The sequence below is a fragment of the Curtobacterium phoenicis genome, from assembly GCF_047238015.1.
In the GTDB taxonomy this organism is placed as follows: domain Bacteria; phylum Actinomycetota; class Actinomycetes; order Actinomycetales; family Microbacteriaceae; genus Curtobacterium.
This window is the reverse complement of record NZ_JBDFLZ010000002.1, coordinates 3,259,701-3,275,300: the sequence shown is the minus strand read 5'-3', so window position 1 is coordinate 3,275,300 and position 15,600 is coordinate 3,259,701. Positions and strand designations below refer to the sequence as shown.

Genomic DNA, 15,600 nt, shown 5'->3' with positions numbered 1-15,600 from the left:
GTTCGCGCCGCGACGACCGCGGGAGTGTCCGCCCAGCCGAGTCGCGGCGACCGCGACCGCGACCGCGACCGCGCCCGCGCCCGTGCCCGTGCCCGCGGCCAGCTCAGGCGCCGGGCAGGAACAGGCAGAACGGGTGCCCGTCGGGATCGAGCAGCACGCGGACGTCGTCCTGCGGTTGGAACGATGCCTCGCGGGCTCCGAGGTCGACGGCCCGCGCGACGGCACCGGGCAGGTCCTCGACCTGGAAGTCGACGTGCAGCTGCATGTTCTGCGCGCCGGCCTCGCTCGGCCACACCGGGGCGACGTACTCGGGGTCGTACTGCACCGACAGACCCGCGCCGTCCTCGGGCCGCACCCGAGCCCAGGTCGGGTCGTCCTCGTGCACCGTCCACCCCGTGAGTGCCCCGTAGAAGCGCGCGAGCCGGATCGGCTCGGGGGACTGCAGTACCGTGGCCACGAGGGTCGGCATCGTCGCGTCGTCGGTCGTCATGCGGCGGAGCGTACCCGCGGTGGGACCCGTCAGCGCCGCCCGGCCGCCGACGAGGCCGCCGGTTGTGGTCACCGCGGGGCGACGCTCGCGCGCTCGACGATCCGGTGCGGCACGACGAACGTCTCCGGCGGCGCCGACCGGTCGTCGATGCGTCGGGCGAGCAGCCGGAGCGCCGCGCCCGCGAGGGTCTTCCGGTCGAACGCCACCGTCGTCAGCGCGGGGATGGCGAACGCCGCCGCGGCGATGTCGTCGAACCCCATCACGCTGACGTCCTGCGGGACCCGGACCCCGCGGGCGGCGAGCACGTGCAGCACGCCGAACGCGATCGAGTCGGTGAACGCGAACACCGCGTCCGGGAGGTCGTTCCGGTCCAGCCACGCACCGAACTCGCGCGCCGCCGTCGCCGTCGACCAGTCGTCGAGCGGCACCCGGAGCGCCTCCTCGACCGGCAGTCCCGCCGCCGTCAGGGCGTCCCCGTGCCCCCGCTCCCGGAGCTCGCTGGTCGCGGTCGCCCGGACCGCCGCAGCCGCGCCGACGATCGCGATCCGCTGGTGCCCCATCGCGATGAGGTGCGCCGTCGCTTCGGCTGCCGCAGCACGACTGTCGACGTGCACCTGGTCGACGTGCTCCGGCTCCACCTCGCCGATCACGACGGTCGGCGGTAACCCCTCGGTCGAGGCCAGGACACTCGCGCTGAGCGTCACCGGGTTGAGCACGAGCCCGTCGACGAGGTGTGCTCGGGCACGGGAGACCAGCTCCCGCTCACGCTCGGGGTCGTTGCCCGTCTGGTCGAGCTGCACCACCCACCCGTGGTCGCGGGCGAGCTCGACGAACCACTCGGTGAGCTCCGCGGCGTAGGGGTTCCGCATCTCGGGCAGGGTCAGGGCGATGACGCCCGACCGGCCGTTCCGCAGCCCGCGTGCCGAGAGGTTCGGCACGTACCCGAGTTCGGCGACCGCCCGCTCCACGCGCTCCCGGGTCTCCGGACGCACGGGGACGCCGCCGTTGACGACGTTGGACACGGTCTTCGGTGACACCCCGGCGAGGGCGGCCACCTCCCGCACGGTCGCGCGCATCGTCCGAGCGTACCGCCCGCACCAGTCGCGCTACGCCTGCCGTTCGTACCGGTGGACGTGCGTGCGGTACGGCACCCGGACGACGTCCTGCCCGGCGGTGTGGGGGTGGGTGTCGAGCAGGTCCTCGACCGCGCGACGGAGCGTGTCCCGTTCGGACTTCGGCAGCACGATGACGTAGCTGCGCGACAGCACCATGTCGAGGAACGCCGAGCGGTCCTGCTCGTGCACCCACTCGAACACGCGGTGCTCCGGCGTCGTGAACGGGCCGTCGAGCGCCCGTTCGTCGTCGTACGACATCCGCTGCGCCTCGGGTCGCGTGATGACGTCACCGAGCCGCTGCGCCCAGTCCGAGGTCTCGTCGCGGACGTTCCACACGAGCCCGAGGACGCCGCCGGGGCGGAGGACCCGCGCGACCTCGGCGACGCCGGCCACCGGGTCGACCCAGTGCCACGACTGCGCGAAGGTCACCGCGTCGGCCGAGCCGTCCGGCAGGGGCATCGCCTCGCCCGTGCCGTCCACCGCGCGGACGTCGGGCAGCAGCGCGGCCAGCCGTGCCCGCATCGCCGGGTCCGGCTCGACGGCGACCACCTCGGCGCCGCGTCCGAGCAGCGTCCGGGTGAACTTGCCGGTGCCCGCGCCGACGTCGACGAGCCGCTGCGAACCGCTCGGCACCAGCCAGTCGGCCACCGCGGCCGGGTACCCCGGCCGCCCGTGCTCGTACGCGTCGACCGCGCTGCCGAAGGAGCGCGCGTGCTGCTCGAAGGTCATGTCCCCACCTTGCCCCCTTGCGGTCTGGAGGCGCGGTGCGGACCCGCCACGAGCCTCCAGACCGTCACAGGGTCGCCTCCACGGCGTCAGTCCGCGTGTCGGGCGCTCCACGCTCGGAACGGCGCGGTCGGGTCGTCGACCCGACCCTGCTCTGCGCGCAGGGCGCGCTCGTCGACCGGCTTCCTGTACTCGTCGTAGAAGGTGGCGAGCGTCATCAGGCGGTTGCCGTCCTCGTAGTGCTCACCCTCCTGCTCCCGTGAGGCGGCGTAGACCACGCGGTCGGGCTGCGCGTAGTAGAGGGCTCCGAGGCACATCGGGCACGGGTAGGCGGTCACGAACACGTCGTACCCGCCGAGGTCCGTGATGCCCTGCTCGGCCGCGGCCCGGATCGCCCGGATCTCAGCGTGCGCGGTCGGGTCGCCGGTCTGGGCGACGTGGTTGACGGCCTCGACGACGACCTCGCCGTCGCGGACGATGAGGCAGGCGAAGGGCTTGCCGCCGTCGGCGACGTTGTCGAGGGCGCGGGAGACAGCCAACGCCGTGAAGTCGGTCGATGCGGTCGGTTCGTCGTGGTGCATCGGTCCACGGTCCTCCCGGCGGCTGCCCGAGCGGTGGGCGGCCGCGTACCCCGGGGCGTCGGGCCTGGTCGCAGCCGGCGGCGGTTCACTGGCCGGCATGACCGACCGGCCCTTCACCCCCGCGCTCGCCACGTTCTTCCGCGGGCTCGCCGAGCACAACGAGAAGTCCTGGTTCGAGGACCACCGGAAGGACTGGGAGCGGCACGTCGAGGCACCGATGGAGGCCCTGCTCGACGAGGCCGAGCGACGCTACGGACCCGGACGGGTGCTCCGGCAGCACCGGGACCTCCGCTTCACGCCGGACAAGCGGCCCTACCGGGAGGACACCGGGCTCACCGCGGGCGGGGTGTACCTCAGCGCCGGCGCCGACGGCATCCAGGCGGGTGGTGGGCTCTACACGCCGTCGCGCGCGCAGCTCGACGCAGCCCGCACCGCGATCGACGAACACCCCCAGGCCGCAGCGGCGCTGCAGCGAGAGCTCGACGATCTCGTCGACGCGGGCTTCGAGCTCGCCGGGCCCCCGCTGAAGACCGCACCCCGGGGCTACGACGCCGACCACCCGCGCATCGGGCTCCTCCGGATGCAGCACTTCGCCGCGCTCAAGCACCTGCCGCTGACGAGCCCGCTGTCCGACGTCGTCGATGCGTGGGAGCGGGTGCAGCCCCTCGTGCGGTGGACCGTGAAGTGGGCGCGCGCCGACGACGCCGACGCAGCGGACGACCCGGCGCCGCCGGTGCCGGGAGCGCGGTCGATCGACGAGCGCGCCTGAGCGGCTGCTGGTCATGTCCGTTCGCGCGCCCGCGCGAGCGCCTGCGCTGCTGCGTGCTCGTCGTCGGCGCGCACGGCGTCAGCCGCGCAGCCAGCCGGCCTCGGCGAAGGTCGTCTGGAGTTCGGCGAACAGCCGTGACCCGTGGAACCCGTCGACCGCGGCGTGGTTGACCTGCACCGCAATCGGCATCATCGTCCGGCCCTCGACGTACCGGTACCGTCCGATGGTGAAGACCGGCAGCAGGTGGTCGAACCCCTCCCTGACGTGCAGTGCGAACCCGGTGAAGGACGCTCCGGGCAGGGTCGACACGTCGAACACGTTCCGCGGCCGGTCCGGCTGGGGGAACATGCGGTGGTCGTCCCGGTAGCGGTCCATGGTGGACACCGCGGCCTCGTGGAAGCGCGCCGGATCCTCGTCGTACGGCACGAACAGCACCGAGAAGGTCTCCGTGTCCGCGTGGAACACCGTGAACATCGGGTGCACGACGTCCCACACCGCGGGGGAGCCGTCGTCCTGGAGCTGCATCCGGAACTCCTCGTGGCGGTTCACGACGGACGCGATCGCCCAGAGCTGCGAGGCGTAGGTGCGACGGTCGGTCCGCCGGACGGTCTCCGCGAAGTCGGTGACGTCCAGCTCGACCGTCATCTCCCACGTGCAGGGCACCCGGTCGCGGTAGTGCTCGAAGTGCTCGCGGCGGGGCCACGCGGCGAGGTCGACGGGGCGGAGCAGGCTCATGAGTGTCCAGTCTGGCCCCGGACCCTAGGCTGGAGCCATGCCGACACTGCAGCGCGTCCCCGCCCTCGTCGCGTCCGGTCAGCTGGCGATCCCGGTCGCCGAGGCACTCGTCGCGCTGCCCGCCGACGTCCTCGCACGGATCGAGGCCGCGCCGATCGACCCCGAGCTCGCGGACACCGCGGCGTTCTCGGAGGCGTACGGCTTCCCGGTCGAGGGCGGCGCGAACTGCATCGTCGTCGCGGGCAAGCGCGGCGACGACGTCCGGTACGCCGCGTGCATCGTGCTCGCGCACACCCGGCTCGACGTGAACCGTGTCGTCAAGAAGCTCCTCGACGTCCGGAAGGCGAGCTTCGCCCCGATGGACGAGGCCGTCCGGCTGACCGGCATGGAGTACGGCGGCATCACCCCGATCGGTCTGCCGTCGTCGTGGCCCGTCTACGTGGACGCGCGGGTGCAGGACGCTCCCGAGGTCGTCGTCGGCGCCGGGCTCCGCGGCGCCAAGCTGTTCCTGCCCGGGTCGGTGCTCGCGGGGTTGCCGCACGTGCAGGTCGTCGAGGGGCTCGCGACCGCAGCGCCCGACGCATGACCGTCGGGCTGCCGATCGTGGTCGACGACCACGTCTCGCTCGTCCTCGCCGACGACTCGGTGGCCGAGGCCTACCGGGACCTCGTCCTGGCCGACCTCGACCACCTTCGCCCCTGGGAGGAGCTCGCCCGACCGGGCCTCTCCGTCGAGGACGTCCGCGCGTACCCGACGCCCGGGCTCCAGGGCTGGGCGGACGGGACCGGCGTCCCCACGGCCGTCGTGCTCGACGGTGCCGTCGTCGGAGCGCTCGCCGCACGGATCACCCCGGCGACCGCGAAGGCCGAGGTCGGCTACTGGCTGTCGTCCCGTGCCGGCGGGAAGGGCGTGATGACCCGCGCGGTGGCGGCGCTCCTCGACGCGCTGTTCGCCGACGGGGTCTTCCGCGTCGAGCTCCGCACCGCCGCCGACAACCTGCCGAGCCGCGCCGTGGCGGAGCGGCTCGGGTTCATGCTCGAGGGGACGCTGCGGCAGGCGTACCCGATCGAGGGCGTGCGGCACGACCTCTGTGTGTACGCCCGGCTCGCACCCGACCGGATCCGGTGAGACGTGCCACTGACCGGTGGGACGTCGCACGGTCGGGCAACGCGGCACGGTCGGGTCGACGGGCCTCGTCAGTCGTTCGGCCGGATGAGGCAGAACGGGTGCCCGGCCGGGTCGAGGTACACGCGGAAGGTCTCGGTCCCGGAACCCGTCGCCGTCGCGCCGATCGCGAGCACGGCGGTCTCGCCGGCGTCGAGGTCGTCGACCTTCACGTCGAGGTGGCTCTGCTGCGGGACGTCCTGCCCCGGCCACTCCGGCGCGCGGTAGTCCGACACCTGCTGGAAGGCCAGGATCGGGCGGAGGTCGGTGAAGGGCAGCGCGATCTCCGCCCAGTCCTCGTCGAACGCGACGATCTCGCCACCGAGGAGTTCCACGTAGAAGCGTGCGAGCGCCCGTGGGTCGGGGCAGTCGAGGACGACGACGTCGAGGGTGCCGATCATGGCCGACACGCTAGCCCCGTCAGCGCGCGGCGGCCAGGGTCTTCGTGATCCGCTGCAGTGACACGGTCTCGGCGGTCCCGAGCTCCTGGGCGAACAGGCTCAGCCGGAACTCCTCGAGCATCCACCGCGCGTGCACGAGCTCCGGGTGCGCGCCGACCGCCGGGGGGAAGGTCCCGCCGGCGTCGGTGTAGCGGTCGGTGGCGACGGTGACCTCGCGCATCCACGCCGCGTCGCGCCCGGGGTTCTGCAGGAGCTTCTGCACCCGCGCTTCGACGCCCTGCAGGTACACGCGGATCCGTCGGAGCCGGTCGAGCCCGGCGACCGAGACGAACCCCGGGAACACGAGCCGTTCGAGCTGCTGCCGCATGTCCGTCAACGCACCGAGCAACGACATCGAGTTCGCCTGCTTGATCGCCCGCTCGGCGTTGCGGTGCGCGGTGAGCACGGCTGCGACCTCGGACACCGCGGTGAACATCGTGTCGACGACCGTGGCGGACACCGCGTCGCGGACCCGCTCGAATGCAGCCTGCTCGAACACGAGTCCGTCGGGGTGCGTGGCGCGGATGCCGGCGTCGACGACCGCCGCGAGGACGTCGTCGAACAGCGCCTGCGTCGACGGGTACGGCGATGCGGCGAGCGCGAGCTTCTCCTGCGCGGTGAGGTGCTGCTGGATGTACGACACCGGGGAGGGCACCGCGAGCATGACGAGGCGGCGGACACCGGCGGGCATCGCGACGGCACGGTCGTGCTCGGTGGCGAGCAGCCGCACCGCGACCGTCGCCTTCGGGCCCGACCCCTCCTCGACGAGCGCCGGGTAGGCGCGGATGACCCCACCCGACTGCTTCGTGTCGAGGACGCGGGGCAGGTCGCCCGTCGGCCAGGCGGTGAGACCTGACCGCTCGAGGCCGGAACCGGCCCGCGCGACGCGAGCCGCGCCTCCCGGCCGGTTCGCCTTCGCCGTGGCGGAGGCGACGCTCTGCTGGGTGCGGTCCTTGAGCTTCGTCTGCAGGGCCGCGAGGTCCTTGCCGGACTCGACCCGGCGACCGCGTTCGTCGACGACGGCCCAGGTCGGCAACAGGTGGGGCGGCACACGTGTCAGGTCGAAGTCGGACTCCGACACCGGCACGTAGGTCATGCGCTGGATCGTCTTCGCCAGCGTCGAGCGGAACGACTCGGTCGGTTCCGTCGGCGCGTCGTCCGGGAGCTCGGCGACGATCTTCTCGGCCCAGTCCGCCGCGGGCACGATGTTCTTGCGGATCTGCTTCGGCAGCGACTTGATCAGTGCCGTGACGAGCTCCTTGCGCAGGCCGCGGACCTGCCAGTCGAAGCCCTCCTCACGCATGCGCGGCAACAGGGCGAGGGGCACCTGCACGCTCACGCCGTCGTCCTGCGCCCCCGGCTCGAACCGGTACTTGATCGCGAGGCGCTGGTCGCCCGACCGCCACTGGGTCGGGTACTCCTGTTGGTCCTGCGCGGCTTCCGCCGCGTCCTCGGCCAGGAGGTCCGACCTGCGCATCGTGAGCAGGTCCGGCTGGTCGCGCCGCGCCTTCCGCCACCACCCCTCGAAGTCACGGGTGGTCGCCACGTCCGCGGGGATGCGCGCGTCGTAGAAGTCGACGATCTTCTCGTCGTCGAAGAGGATGTCCCGCCGCCGCGTGCGTTCCTCGAGCTGCTCCAGCTCCTTCCGGAGCCGGCGGTTCTCGCGGTCGAAGGCCTGCTGCGAGTCCCACTCGCCCTCGACGAGTGCGTGCCGGATGAACAGCTCGCGCGAGTGCTCGGGGTCGACCCGCTTGTACTGCACGCGCCGCCGCTGGACGACCGGGACGCCGAACAGGGTGACGCGCTCGTAGGCCACCACGGCGCCCTGCTTCTTCTCCCAGTGCGGCTCGCCGTAGGTCCGCTTGAGCAGGTCGCCGGCGAGGGGCTCCACCCAGGCGGGGTCGATCTTGCCGACGGTCCGGGCGAACAGGCGACTGGTCTCGACGAGCTCGGCGGCCATCACCGCGTCGGGCTGCTTCTTCGCGAGGACGCTGCCGGGGAACACGACGAACCGGGTGTTCCGCGAGCCGAGGTAGTCGCGCTTCTCCTTGTCCCGCAGGCCGATCTGGCTGAGGAGCCCGGCCAGCAGGGAGCGGTGCACGGCGTCGCCGTCCTCGCTGCGGGACTGCCCGACGCGGACGTCGACCTGCTTCGCGGCGCGGGAGAGCTGGCGGTACAGGTCCTGCCACTCGCGGATGCGGAGGTAGTTGAGGAACTCGGCCTTGCACAGGCGGCGGAACGCACTCGACGAGAGCTCGTCCTGCTTGTCCTCGATGTGGTTCCAGAGGTTGAGCAGGGTGAGGAAGTCGCTCGTCGGGTCGGCGAACCGGGCGTGCAGTTGGTCCGCGTGGGCGCGCTTCTCGAGGGGGCGTTCGCGCGGGTCCTGGATGCTCAGGGCGCTCACGATCGCGATGACCTCGCGACCGACCCCCTGCCGTCCGGCCTCGAGCACCATCCGGCCGAGCCTCGGGTCGATGGGCAGCCGGGTGAGCTGTCGACCGGTCTTCGTGATGTGTCCGTCGCCGTCGACCGCGCGGAGTTCCCGCAGCAGGTCGAGGCCGTCCTTCACACCGCGGGAGTCCGGTGGCTGCAGGAACGGGAACGACTCGATGTCGCCGAACCCGAGCGAGATCATCTGGAGGATGACGGCCGCGAGGTTCGTGCGGAGGATCTCGGGGTCGGTGAACTCGGGCCGGCGTTCGAAGTCCTGCTCGGAGTACAACCGGATCGCGATCCCCGCGCTCGTACGACCAGCACGACCGGACCGCTGGTTCGCGCTCGCCTGGCTGATCGCCTCGATCGGGAGGCGCTGCACCTTGGCGCGCGGCGAGTACCGGGAGATGCGGGCCGTACCGGTGTCGACGACGTACTTGATGCCCGGCACCGTCAGGGAGGTCTCGGCCACGTTGGTCGCGAGGACGACCCGGCGACGGATGCCCGGCGTGCTGCGGCGCTCGAAGACCCGGTGCTGGTCGGCGGCGGACAGTCGGCCGTAGAGGGGGAGCACCTCGGTGCCTGGGTAGCGCTTGCCCTCGATGGCCTCTTGCGCGTCGCGGATCTCGTTCTCGCCGGAGAGGAAGACGAGGACGTCGCCCGGGTCCTCACGGGAGAGTTCGTCGAGCGCGTCGGTGATGCCCTGGAGGAGGTCCCGGTCGTCAGGAGAGCCGCCGTTGCCACCGCTGCCGCTGGTGCCGTGGTCGTCGGTGCGCGGGTCGTCCTCGTCGTCCGGGTCTGCGTCCGCACCGCGACCGCCGCCGTGGTCGTCGGCGTCCTCCGCGACGAGCGGGCGGTACCGGACCTCGACCGGGTAGGTGCGGCCGGAGACCTCGATGATCGGAGCGCCGCCGAAGTGCTGCGAGAACGACTCCGGGTCGATCGTCGCACTCGTGATGATGACCTTGAGGTCGGGCCGACGGGGGAGGAGCCGCTTCAGGTAGCCGAGCAGGAAGTCGATCGTCAGCGACCGCTCGTGCGCCTCGTCGATGATGATCGTGTCGTAGCGCTTCAGGTCACGGTCGAAGTGGATCTCGTTGAGGAGGATCCCGTCCGTCATCAGCTTGATCTTCGTGTTCGCGGACACCTTGTCGGTGAAGCGGACCTGGTAGCCGACGAGGTCGCCGAGCTCGCCGCCGAGTTCCTCGGACACGCGCTCAGCGATCGTGCGCGCGGCGATGCGGCGGGGCTGGGTGTGCCCGATGGACTCCCGGCCGAGTTCGAGGCAGATCTTCGGCAGCTGCGTGGTCTTGCCCGACCCGGTCGCGCCGGCGACGATGACGACCTGGTGGTCACGGATCGCGGCGGCGATGTCGTCCCGCCGCTGCGAGACGGGCAGCTCGGGCGGGTACGTGATGACGGGGGTGGCAGACATGAGCCTTTCAGCTTACCCCGCGGCGCACGCCCGACGATGTGCATCCTCGCCGCACTCGTGCTCGCCGTTACGCTCTCCCCGATCGATAGCGGAGGGGGACAGTGACGGTGAACACGTGGATCCGTCCCGGTGCGCGGGACGCCGTGCACGGAGCGGTGAACGCGCGCGAACACGCCTGGGACGCCCCGGCGGCGGTGCGGACGATCGACGCTGAATTGAGCACCGCGCGGCGGTTCTGGGGCGGGACCGCGGCGGTTGCCCTCGCCGTGGTCGGTGGTGCGGTCGCGTCCGGGGTGGGCTCAGGCCGGGGCGCCGGTGCCGTCGTCACAGTGGCGCTCATCGCGACGCTGCTGCTCGCCGGCGCGGTGTGGTTGGGTGTCTCGGTCCTCCGCGCGCGGCACGCGGTCGTGCAGGCGTTCGTCGTCTGGTCCGCGCTCGCGGCACCTCTCGGACCTGCGTCGGTGTTCACGGGGCAGCTCACCGGGAAGAGCATCGCGCGGACGGCGCTCGCGGCCGTGCTCGTCATCGCCGCAGCCTTCAGCTGGTCCGCTCTCGCGCCCGGCTCCGGGAGCCCGGACGACTGGGCCTTCAGCCTCTCCGCCGTCGTCTGGGCCATCACCTTCACGGTCGCGTTGGTCGCCGTGCTCGCGACCGAGATCCGCGGCAACCTCGCTCGCACCGGTCGGGTGGTGCGCGGCCGACGCTGAGTCGCCCGGTCGGTGGGGAGCCCTTCCTTCAGCTTTCGAGCTGGCCGACCATCGTGCGTACGGTCGTCGCCGGCAGCGCACACACGTGGTCGTGGCACACGTACGCCGCCGGATCGAGTCCGGCGCGCGACTCGAACAGACCGAAGCCCGCAGCGGCCCACGCCTCGGACTGCTCAGGGGTCACGATCGCGATCGTCGTGCCGGGCCGCCGCGCTGCTGCCGCCGCCGACCGCATCGGGTCTGCCGGGTCCGAGGTCACGACGACGACCTCGCGCGACGGCCGCCGGAGCGCCAGCGCCAGCCCGAGGGCATCGGCGTACCCGAGCGGCCGTTCCGTCCCGGACTGTGCGCGATCGGCGACGAGCCGTGCGGCAGCGTCGCGGTACGAGCGGTCACCCGTCAGGGCCGCGAGCGTCGTCGCCGCCGAGGCGAGGCCGACCGTCCCCGACCGCAGTGCCGTCTGCGGCTGCTCGCCGGTCGCTGTGCCCGCGGAGTCGAGGACCGCGTCCACGCCGAAGCGACCCGCGAGACCGTCGTCGACGAGGCCCCGTGCTGTGACCGCGTACGACACCTCACCCGTGACGAGCGCGAGTTCGAGCAGCCCCTCGGCGAACAGGCCGACGTCCTCGATCGTCGCGGGCGCCGACGACGTGCCCCTCGACGAACTCGACCGGACCACCACGTGCCCCTCGCGCACGTGAGCGGCGAGCACCGCGTCCGCCGCGGCCCTGGCGAGCGCGATCATCTCGTCGTCGGCGTGCCGCGCTCCGGCGATGGCGAGCCCCCGGACCGCGAGGCCGTTCCAGCCGGTCAGCACCTGGTCGTCGAGGGGCGGGGGATCGAGCTGCGCGCGCTCGGCCAGTGGACGGCGGTACCACTCGCCCTCCACGCGCCGCCCGTCGATGGTCGACTCGCTGTCCTGTGCCGCGACGAACGCACCGTCGGGTCGGCGCAGGGTGTCCCGGAGGAACGCGGCGATGCCCCGAGCCTGCGCGGACTCGGCGACCGCCAGCAGCCCCGCGTTGTCGTACAGCATCCGCTCGAAGTGCGGGACACTCCAGTCGCGCTGCGTCGCGTACCGGAAGACCCCGCCGTCGGCATCGGTGAGTTCGGAGCCGGCGATCGCCTCCAAGGTCCTGCCGAGCAGCCCTCGGGCGTCCGCAACGCTGTCCGCCGCGTCGGCGCCGGACGCTCCGTCAGTGCCGTCCGCGGCGAGGTCGCCGAGCAGTTCGAGGAGCGGCGCGCTCGGGAACTTCGGTGCGCCGCCGAAACCGCCGTACGTGGTGTCCTCGGCCTGCCGCAACTGGTCGAGGACGCCCCGAATCGCGTCGACCGACGGGAGGCGCGGCTCGTCCCCGCCCCGCCCGTCGCCGGACGCCTCGGTCGCGTCCGCCTCCGCACCCTGCCGGATCGCCGTCGCGATGGCTGAGGCGTTCGCGTCCACCTCGCCCCGACGCTCACGCCAGGCGTCGAGCACCGCGCTGAGGACCTGCCGGAACGACGGCACCTGCTGCACCGGCTGCGGCGGGAAGTACGTCCCCGCGAAGAACACGTGCGCATCCGGTGTCGTGAAGACGGTGAGCGGCCAGCCGAGCTGCCCGGTGAAGGCGCTCGCCGCGGCCATCATGCTGGCGTCGACGTCGGGACGTTCCTCGCGGTCGACCTTGACCGCGACGAAGTCCCGCCGCAGGAGGTCGGCGACGGCCGGGTCGGAGAAGCTCTCCCGTGCCATGACGTGGCACCAGTGGCAGGTCGCGTACCCGATCGAGACGAGGACCGGCATGTCCCGCTCGCGAGCCTCGGCGAAGGCTTCGGGGCCCCACTCGCGCCAGTCCACCGGGTTGTCCGCGTGTTGGCGGAGGTACGGGCTGACGGCGGAGCCGAGGCGGTTGTCGTTCATGCGTCCAGCCTGCCCCGATCGCCCTGGACTCCGGCAGCGCGTCGGCCGGGCTGTGGACCGATCCGCTCAGTCCACAGCGGGCGGTGTGGGGAGCCACCCCGTGAGCAACGCGAGCCGACGTGCCACGTCCTCCGGCGTCAGCTCGTCCGTGTCCAACCGCGTGACGTCGCCCCGGACAGCCGTGTCGAGCCTCCCGGCCGTCCTCGTGCTGTGTGCCAGCTGCGCCTCGGGGAGGCGACCACCCGACCGACGCCGCAGGCGGTCGGCGATCGCTGCGTCGCCTGCGCGCAGCAGCACCGCGGTGACCAGGGGGTCATCGCCCATCGCGGTGGCCAGGGTCTCGTGCTCGAGGACCGAGACGGTGTTCGTGTAGACCAGCCGATGGTGCCCGAGCTCGCGGTACCGCGCCCAGATCGTCGCGAGGTTCCGTTCCGCCAGGTGCGCCTCCGGGTGCTCGACGTGCGGCGCCGGGTGCGCCAGGTCGAGCGCGTCGCCCTCTATGACGACGTGCCGCACATCGTCGGCGACCAGCAGGTCGTGCAACGCCTCGGCGGCAGTCGACTTGCCGACGCCGGAGCGGCCACCGATGAACAGCACCTCCGAGCGGGGCACGGGTCAGCCCCGGCCGAGCATGAGGAGGGCGAGTGCGGCGTCCTCCGGGCCGTAGTCGAACATCCGCTCCCAGAACGGGTCGTCCGCCCACGGCACGTCGCCGTCCACCGGGACCCGGTGCGCGGTGTCGACGAGCCAGTCGAGCTCGGGGACGACCGCCTGCTCGTACCGCGGTGGGGTCCAGCCGAGCGCCCGCGCGGCTGCGGTGTCGAGGACGAACGGGCTCGACGACGACCACGGTGTCACGCCCACGAAGGCGGGAGCGTCCTCGTCGAGCAGCACCTCGTCGAACGCGTGGTCGAGGTGGCTCGCGACGGTCCGCACGATCTCGAGGACAGAGGGTGCGGTCTCGTCGGCGACGTTGAGGATGCGGCGGTCCGGACGGTCCGCGACCAGCCCCACGAGATCGGCGATGCCGGACGCCGCGGTGGTGTGGTCGACGCCGCGACCGTGGTCCGCGAGCACGATGCGCTCCCGACCGTCGAGCACCCGTCTGACGACGAACCACTCCCGCGGACGGCCGATGTGCGGGCCGTACACCTTCGATGGACGCAGCACCGTGACCGGGGCGCCGTGGTCGAGCAGGACCTGTTCGGCCGCGACCTTCGCCGCACCGTACCCGTCGCGGCTCGTCGGGTCCGCGTCGTTCGGCACGACCGTGGGCTGCAGCTCGGTGACCGGGCCGCCGAACGCCGGACGCTCGACGGAGTTGCCGTGCCTGCCCTGCTCGTCGACGTACACCGCCTTGGAGGACACGAACACGGTCGAGCCGGCGTCGTCGAGGAACGGCCGGAGCCGTAGTGCGTCGTCGCGGGTCCGACCGACGGTGTCGACGAGGAGGTCGGCGCCGGGGCGCAGCAGCGGTCGCAGCAGTGCGGCATCGCGGGCGTCGCCGAGCGTCGCGGTGGCGCCGTCGGCGACGAGTGCGTCCGACACGGGTCCGCCGCGCCGGGAGACGACCTCGACCTGCCAGTCGTCAGGGGCGTCGAGGAGGTGCCGGGCGACCGCGGAGCCGATGCCGCCGGTGCCGCCGAGGATGACCGCGCGTCTCGTGCTCATGCTGCAACGGTAGTGCGGCCGGGAGGCGCGGGGTGCGTCGGTCGCGCGGCACGCGTCGCGCAGGGGGCACAGCCCGCGCTCGCGCGGTGTCGGCGTCGGCGTCCGGGCGCGGGTGGCGGCTGGGGTGCGCGCCTGCACTCGTGCCCGTGCTCGTGCGCTTGCGCGCTCGCGCGCCGCGCGCCGCGCCCTCGCGCGCTGCGCGATCAGGGGGCGACGGGCTCCGGCTCGCGGCGCCACCAGTCGATGAGCGATCCGTCGTACACCTGTACCCGGTCGTGCCCGAGGACGGTGAGCGCGAGTGCGTCCACGCACGCCGCCGTCCCGACGCCGCAGTACGTGACGATCTCCTCGGACCCGATGACCTCTGCGAAGGCGGCCTCGAGCGCGCGTCCCTTCAGGTAGGCGTTGGTGTCGGGGTCGACGAGGGTGCCGACCGGGATCGCCGTGCTGCCCGGGATCACCGGGGCGTGCTCCGCACCGAGGGCGTCGTCGTCCGCCGCGAGCACGAGCGCCGCAGGCTCGACGCCGGTGGTCGCGCGCCGCACCCGGTCGTGGTCGACCCACAGCGGACGCTCCTCGCCCGCCAGGAAGACGTCCGATGCGGGAGCCTGCGCAGAACGGGCGAGGGAACCGATGCGCACCGGACGTCCTTCGTCACGCCACTTCGTGAAGCCCCCGTCGAGCACGGCCACCGAGTCGAAGCCGAACGACCGGAAGATCCACCAGAGGCGAGCCGACCACTGTCCGACCGTGTCGTCGTAGACCACGACCGTCGACGTGTTCGTGACGCCGAGCCGCCGCGCTGCGGACTCGAACCGCTCGGCGCTCGGACGGGTGAACGGGACGTCGCCGTCCGGTGCGGAGAAGTCGTCGAGCAGGTCGGCGTAGCGCGCGCCCGGCACGTGCCCGTGTTCGGCGTAGGTGTCCTCCGCGGCGCGCCAGGTGGTCTCGAGTCCGGTCCCCGACGTGTGCACCGACGCATCGAGGACGACGAGCTCGTCAGCACCGAGGTGGTCTGCGAGCCACTGCGTCGACACGAGTGGTGAGGTCAGGACGGGGGCCATGGCGCCCACCGTAACGGGGACCCCTGACGCCTGCGAGGGGAACCGCAACACTGCGCAACTGCACGCCGTTCGGTGCCGCGCGATTCGGCTCTCGGCGCAGTGGGCGTGCCGCCGGGACTGGATCCACGGTGTGGTCGGGACAGGATCCACGGTGTGCGCGAGCGGCGGTCGGCCGCTGCCGAACGACACCGTCGTCGTCGTGCGACGTCGGTCGCGTCGCTCGTTGCGTGTGCAACGTCCGGCGCGCGCAACGAGTGACGCGGCCGTTGTCGTGCGACAGCGGCTCGGTCGTTCCGCAGCGGCACGGGCCCCGCCGCTCACAAGCCCGGCCGCGCACAAGCCCGGCCGCGCACAAGCCCGGCCGCGCACA

15 protein-coding genes are annotated in these 15,600 nt (G+C 72.7%); 4 read left to right on the top strand and 11 right to left on the bottom strand.

Features of this window, described 5'->3' with window-relative positions:
* Nucleotides 1–103 precede the first annotated feature (103 nt).
* From ABC270_RS15630 to ABC270_RS15615, 4 genes are all read right to left on the bottom strand, one after another.
* A complete protein-coding gene (locus ABC270_RS15630; protein WP_412881645.1) occupies nt 104–490 on the bottom strand; it encodes a VOC family protein in 387 nt (128 codons plus the stop codon).
* A gap of 68 nt (nt 491–558) precedes the next feature.
* On the bottom strand, nt 559–1,566 hold the full coding sequence (locus ABC270_RS15625) for a LacI family DNA-binding transcriptional regulator (RefSeq protein WP_412881644.1): 1,008 nt from the start codon (nt 1,564–1,566) through the stop codon (nt 559–561).
* A gap of 30 nt (nt 1,567–1,596) precedes the next feature.
* Nucleotides 1,597–2,334 carry a class I SAM-dependent methyltransferase gene (locus tag ABC270_RS15620; protein ID WP_412881643.1) on the bottom strand — a complete coding sequence of 246 codons (738 nt, stop codon included), beginning with the start codon at nt 2,332–2,334 and terminating at the stop codon, nt 1,597–1,599.
* 86 nt (nt 2,335–2,420) lie between these two features.
* Complete coding sequence (locus ABC270_RS15615; RefSeq protein WP_412881642.1) at nt 2,421–2,912, bottom strand: nucleoside deaminase; 492 nt, start codon at nt 2,910–2,912, stop codon at nt 2,421–2,423.
* 97 nt (nt 2,913–3,009) lie between these two features.
* Between ABC270_RS15615 and ABC270_RS15610 the strand changes: the two genes are divergently transcribed.
* The gene (locus ABC270_RS15610; RefSeq protein ID WP_412881641.1) at nt 3,010–3,681 is read left to right on the top strand and encodes a DUF2461 domain-containing protein; all 672 of its coding nucleotides are present in this window, start codon (nt 3,010–3,012) and stop codon (nt 3,679–3,681) included.
* 78 nt (nt 3,682–3,759) lie between these two features.
* Here the strand turns inward: ABC270_RS15610 and ABC270_RS15605 are convergent, their stop codons facing one another.
* Nucleotides 3,760–4,416 carry a CatA-like O-acetyltransferase gene (locus tag ABC270_RS15605; protein ID WP_412881640.1) on the bottom strand — a complete coding sequence of 219 codons (657 nt, stop codon included), beginning with the start codon at nt 4,414–4,416 and terminating at the stop codon, nt 3,760–3,762.
* Nucleotides 4,417–4,453: 37 nt separating this feature from the next.
* On the opposite strand from ABC270_RS15605, the gene ABC270_RS15600 reads away from it, so the two are divergent.
* Nucleotides 4,454–5,002: a YbaK/EbsC family protein gene (locus ABC270_RS15600; RefSeq protein ID WP_412881639.1), complete on the top strand. Its 549-nt coding sequence runs from the start codon at nt 4,454–4,456 to the stop codon at nt 5,000–5,002.
* A complete protein-coding gene (locus ABC270_RS15595) occupies nt 4,999–5,544 on the top strand; it encodes a GNAT family N-acetyltransferase (RefSeq protein WP_412881638.1) in 546 nt (181 codons plus the stop codon). The genes ABC270_RS15600 and ABC270_RS15595 overlap by 4 nt, the downstream gene beginning before the upstream one ends.
* Nucleotides 5,545–5,612: 68 nt before the next feature.
* Here ABC270_RS15595 and ABC270_RS15590 read toward each other — a convergent pair whose 3' ends face one another.
* Nucleotides 5,613–5,981 carry a VOC family protein gene (locus ABC270_RS15590; RefSeq protein ID WP_412881637.1) on the bottom strand — a complete coding sequence of 123 codons (369 nt, stop codon included), beginning with the start codon at nt 5,979–5,981 and terminating at the stop codon, nt 5,613–5,615.
* A gap of 19 nt (nt 5,982–6,000) precedes the next feature.
* Nucleotides 6,001–9,888 carry an ATP-dependent RNA helicase HrpA gene (hrpA, locus tag ABC270_RS15585; RefSeq protein ID WP_412881636.1) on the bottom strand — a complete coding sequence of 1,296 codons (3,888 nt, stop codon included), beginning with the start codon at nt 9,886–9,888 and terminating at the stop codon, nt 6,001–6,003.
* A gap of 107 nt (nt 9,889–9,995) precedes the next feature.
* Between hrpA and ABC270_RS15580 the strand changes: the two genes are divergently transcribed.
* Nucleotides 9,996–10,595: a hypothetical protein gene (locus ABC270_RS15580; RefSeq protein WP_412881635.1), complete on the top strand. Its 600-nt coding sequence runs from the start codon at nt 9,996–9,998 to the stop codon at nt 10,593–10,595.
* Between the two features lie 28 nt (nt 10,596–10,623).
* Here ABC270_RS15580 and ABC270_RS15575 read toward each other — a convergent pair whose 3' ends face one another.
* The 4 genes from ABC270_RS15575 to ABC270_RS15560 form a co-directional block, all read right to left on the bottom strand.
* On the bottom strand, nt 10,624–12,495 hold the full coding sequence (locus ABC270_RS15575; protein WP_412881634.1) for a thioredoxin domain-containing protein: 1,872 nt from the start codon (nt 12,493–12,495) through the stop codon (nt 10,624–10,626).
* A gap of 66 nt (nt 12,496–12,561) precedes the next feature.
* On the bottom strand, nt 12,562–13,107 hold the full coding sequence (locus ABC270_RS15570; protein ID WP_412881633.1) for a P-loop NTPase family protein: 546 nt from the start codon (nt 13,105–13,107) through the stop codon (nt 12,562–12,564).
* Between the two features lie 3 nt (nt 13,108–13,110).
* Nucleotides 13,111–14,166 (bottom strand): NAD-dependent epimerase/dehydratase family protein, encoded by a 1,056-nt coding sequence (locus ABC270_RS15565; RefSeq protein WP_412881632.1) that lies wholly within the window; start codon nt 14,164–14,166, stop codon nt 13,111–13,113.
* Between the two features lie 203 nt (nt 14,167–14,369).
* Nucleotides 14,370–15,230: a sulfurtransferase gene (locus ABC270_RS15560; RefSeq protein WP_412881631.1), complete on the bottom strand. Its 861-nt coding sequence runs from the start codon at nt 15,228–15,230 to the stop codon at nt 14,370–14,372.
* Nucleotides 15,231–15,600: the final 370 nt, after the last annotated feature.